The organism is Pseudanabaena biceps PCC 7429 (genome assembly GCF_000332215.1).
GTDB classification, from domain to species: Bacteria; Cyanobacteriota; Cyanobacteriia; order Pseudanabaenales; family Pseudanabaenaceae; genus Pseudanabaena; species Pseudanabaena biceps.
In genome coordinates, this window is record NZ_ALWB01000344.1 from 1 (window position 1) to 3860 (window position 3860).

A 3860-nucleotide genomic window follows, 5' to 3' on the forward strand; every position below is an offset into this window, starting at 1 on the left:
TTCCTAATCCTAAATATTCTCCTTTTCATTCTCTTGGATTTGCCCAGTTCTCCATTCTCTGGGTTACTTTTCCTGCTCTTTTCTGATTAGCTTAATCAACTTAGTCTAAACTCCAGTCAAGTTACGAACTTTATAGCCTATCTCGAAAGACACCGCCTCCGTATCCCTGACTACCAAGCTTTTCTAAACACAAGGAATTACCATTGGCTCTGGTGCTGTTGAATCTACTATCAAGCAAATTGGGCGTAGAATCAAAATATCTGGTGCTCAGTGGAAGCGCGATAATCTTCCCCAAGTTCTTAAACATCGTTGCGCTTATCTCAACCTCAATCTTGCCTAAGTATATTTACTCAGTGCCTAATTGAGATGCTCCCATATAAGAGATGACATTTCTCAAGAATTAGAAGTACTAAAAAATAAATACTATCCTAATTTAGTAAAAGCTCAAAACAATCTGGATGTAATCTTTTCTAGGCATAATAAAGATTTAGAATTACTTCAGAAACTGATCAAAAAAATAATCAGAAAATATACAAAAATCTCCAGAAAAGCTTCTCCTGATGACATAAAAGCTTTTATCAAGGATGTAGATGAAGCTTTACATAAGAATAAAATTAATATAAATCCGAGCCATTTGAAAATATTGAATGAAATTAAGAACTTAGCTATTTGGCTATTACCAATCAAAGAAGATGTCAAATCTTCAGATGTGAGAGTTTTAATTCCATATAAGGGAAATAAGAAAAACAAATTTCATTTTCATAGGCTATGTGATGATTTCCCAAATTCAAATGAAAGAGAAATCAAGTACTTTTTAAGCTGGGAAGATGCCAAGGTTAATGGTTATGAACCGTGTGAAAAATGCACAAAACTTGATACTTAGTTGTTTGAGTATTAAGACATCTTTGTGATTTTAGGGCTTAGGATTTACTAAATTTAGATGTAGGAATTAGCAAACCCTAAGCCCAATTTTTTAGAACAGGTCTAAATCCGTTACAGCACCTTTGCTACTAGTTGCAACTAGTTTGGCATATTTCGCCAAAACGCCCTTGGTGTAACGAGGGGCAGGCGCTTTCCAATTAGCACGACGGGTCGCTAATTCCTCTTCACTTACATTGAGTTGGATCAAGCGCTGATGGGCATCAATCGTGATCGAATCGCCTTCATTTACTAAGGCGATCGTACCACCCACAAAAGCCTCAGGAGCGACATGACCAACTACCATGCCATAGGTTCCGCCCGAAAACCGTCCATCGGTAATTAAGCCGACAGAATCACCTAAACCAGCCCCGATAATTGCACTAGTTGGCGCTAGCATTTCGCGCATTCCTGGACCACCCTTAGGTCCTTCATAGCGAATCACCAAAATATCACCTGCATTGATCTTGTTGTCGAGGATCGCCGCAAGAGAGGCTTCTTCTGATTCAAAGACGCGGGCGGGACCAGTAATGATTGGATTTTTAACACCAGAGATTTTGGCAACTGCTCCTTCTTCCGCCAGATTGCCTCTCAGAATTGCGAGGTGTCCCTGTTTGTACATAGGACGATCCCAAGGACGAATGACATCTTGATCGGAACGGGGTTCTACAGGAATGTCTTTGAGAACTTCTTCAACGGTTTGCCCCGTAATCGTAATGCAGTCGCCATGTAGTAGCCCTTGGGCTAAAAGCATCTTCATAACTTGAGGAATCCCACCTGCCTTATGGAGATCGGTGGCAACATAACGTCCCGATGGTTTGAGGTCGCAGAGAACGGGAACGCGCTCGCGAATACGCTCAAAATCATCAAGATTCCATTCCACACCTGCGGAATGAGCGATCGCCAAAAAGTGTAAAACCGCATTCGTCGATCCACCGACAGCCATAACTACGGAAATCGCATTTTCGATCGATTTGCGAGTGATGATGTCGCGGGGGCAAAGGTTATTGCGAATTGCATTTACTAAAACAGTGCCCGCCAGTTCAGTGTTAGCCGCCTTCTCAGGTGCAACCGCCGACATGGTGGAGGAATACATCAAACTCATTCCCATAGCTTCAAAAGCCGAAGACATCGTATTAGCCGTATACATGCCACCGCAGGAACCCGCTCCAGGGCAGGCATTACGTTCGACCGAGTTCAGCCTTACTTCGTCAATTCTGCCCGCACTATATTGCCCAACAGCTTCAAAGGAGCTGACTACCGTTAAATCTTCCCCATCCAAATGTCCAGGTTCGATCGTGCCCCCATAGACAAATAAAGCGGGAATGTTCATTCTTGCCATAGCGATCATCGCCCCTGGCATATTTTTATCACAGCCACCGATCGCTAAAACGCCATCCATGCTCTGACCTGTACAAGCGGTTTCGATCGAGTCAGCAATGACATCACGGGATACGAGGGAATACTTCATGCCTTCAGTGCCCATGGAGATGCCATCGCTGATCGTGATCGTACCGAACACTTGAGGCATCCCGTTAGCAGCCCGAATCCCCGCTTCAGCACGAATGGCAAGGGGGGCAATGCCCATGTTACATGGTGTAATGGTACTGTGGGCGCTGGCTACACCGACAATAGGTTTAGTAAAATCCGAATCTTGAAAACCAACAGCGCGTAACATAGCGCGGTTTGGCGATCGCTGAACGCCTTCGGTAATTGCACGACTTCGGCGATTATCGGTGCTATCGGACATAGTTCAAATCTCTGTTATTAGCTTAATCAACTAAAACATTTTAGAATTTTTGGACACGCGAACCATAACTTTGGACTATTGCTCCCAAACCAATGCAACTTCACCCGCTCTTATCTAATCCCATGACTCAGTCTTTGAAACGTTATGCAGTCATCAGTACAATTACCTTAACCCTCGGGCTTAGTTTGTATGGCTGTGGCGAAAGTCGAGTTGCTCAATGTAACAAAGTTGTTACTATCGCCAATAAAACCAAAAATCTTGCCGCTCCCAAAGATATGTCAGGGTTGGGGACTTTAGCCGACAATATCGAACAAATTCGCACAGAAGTACAGAGCGTGAACGTACAAGACTCAAAGTTGAAGGAGCTACAGGGGCAGCTATTAGCAATGTATGGCGATGTTTCCCAGTCCCTAAAAATGCAGGTTAAGGCAACTGAAGCCAAGGACAAAAATGCCTTAGAAAAAGCTAAGGGAGATCTAAGCGCTGCCGCAAGTAAGGAAAGCGATATTGTCGATCGCTTGAATGCTCTATGCACCAAATAATGCTACATAAAGCCCAAAAGCTGTAGCGCACGCTGCGCGTGCGCTACAGCTTTTGGGCTTTAATTTCGACATTAATTTCTAAGCTGTTGAAACCAAGTTTGTAATAATTCCTGACATTGGCGTTCGCGGATTCCTGCGATCGCCTCAAGTCGATGAAAAGAGACAGGACTATCGGGCAAATTTGCTACAGTGCGGATTGAGCCTGTCTTGGGATCATCCGCACCATAGATTAAAGTGCTAATCCTTGCTTGCAAAATCGCTCCCGCACACATCGGGCAGGGTTCTAGAGTAACGTAGAGACTACAGCCCGTAAGATGCCAGTCTTGCAAAATCCTTGCCGCCTCACGGATCGCCACCATCTCAGCATGGGCGGTAGGATCGCGATCGCGCTCTTTGCGATTAACTCCAGTGGCGATCACCTCACCCAATTTATTAACAATTACCGCCCCCACAGGAATTTCCCCCAAGTTTCCCGCCTCCTGAGCTAAGGCGATCGCCCGATCCATCCAAAATTGGTGCATTATTAATTTTGCATCTAAGTTTTTCATCTCAATTTTTCATCTCAATTTTTCGTCTCAATTTTTCATTTATAGCTAGGCATAATTAATTACAAACCAAAACCCGTAAAGTTGCGCCCCTACGGGGCGCAA

The 3860-nt window shown here is 44.1% G+C and carries 4 protein-coding genes and 1 pseudogene; 3 read left to right on the forward strand and 2 right to left on the reverse strand.

Annotated features, from left to right (window positions below):
- Positions 1-117: 117 nt before the first annotated feature.
- Both PSE7429_RS27425 and PSE7429_RS22025 read left to right on the forward strand, forming a co-directional pair.
- Positions 118-340 (forward strand): annotated as a pseudogene (locus PSE7429_RS27425) (ISKra4 family transposase); the annotation flags it as partial.
- A 21-nt stretch (positions 341-361) separates the two neighbouring features.
- A complete protein-coding gene (locus PSE7429_RS22025) occupies positions 362-883 on the forward strand; it encodes a hypothetical protein (protein WP_009629593.1) in 522 nt (173 codons plus the stop codon).
- A 90-nt stretch (positions 884-973) separates the two neighbouring features.
- Here PSE7429_RS22025 and ilvD read toward each other — a convergent pair whose 3' ends face one another.
- On the reverse strand, positions 974-2668 hold the full coding sequence (ilvD, locus tag PSE7429_RS22030; protein ID WP_009629594.1) for a dihydroxy-acid dehydratase: 1695 nt from the start codon (positions 2666-2668) through the stop codon (positions 974-976).
- A 122-nt stretch (positions 2669-2790) separates the two neighbouring features.
- Between ilvD and PSE7429_RS22035 the strand changes: the two genes are divergently transcribed.
- Positions 2791-3210 (forward strand): hypothetical protein, encoded by a 420-nt coding sequence (locus PSE7429_RS22035; protein ID WP_040690247.1) that lies wholly within the window; start codon positions 2791-2793, stop codon positions 3208-3210.
- A 71-nt stretch (positions 3211-3281) separates the two neighbouring features.
- Here PSE7429_RS22035 and PSE7429_RS22040 read toward each other — a convergent pair whose 3' ends face one another.
- Positions 3282-3758 (reverse strand): nucleoside deaminase, encoded by a 477-nt coding sequence (locus PSE7429_RS22040; protein ID WP_009629596.1) that lies wholly within the window; start codon positions 3756-3758, stop codon positions 3282-3284.
- Positions 3759-3860: the final 102 nt, after the last annotated feature.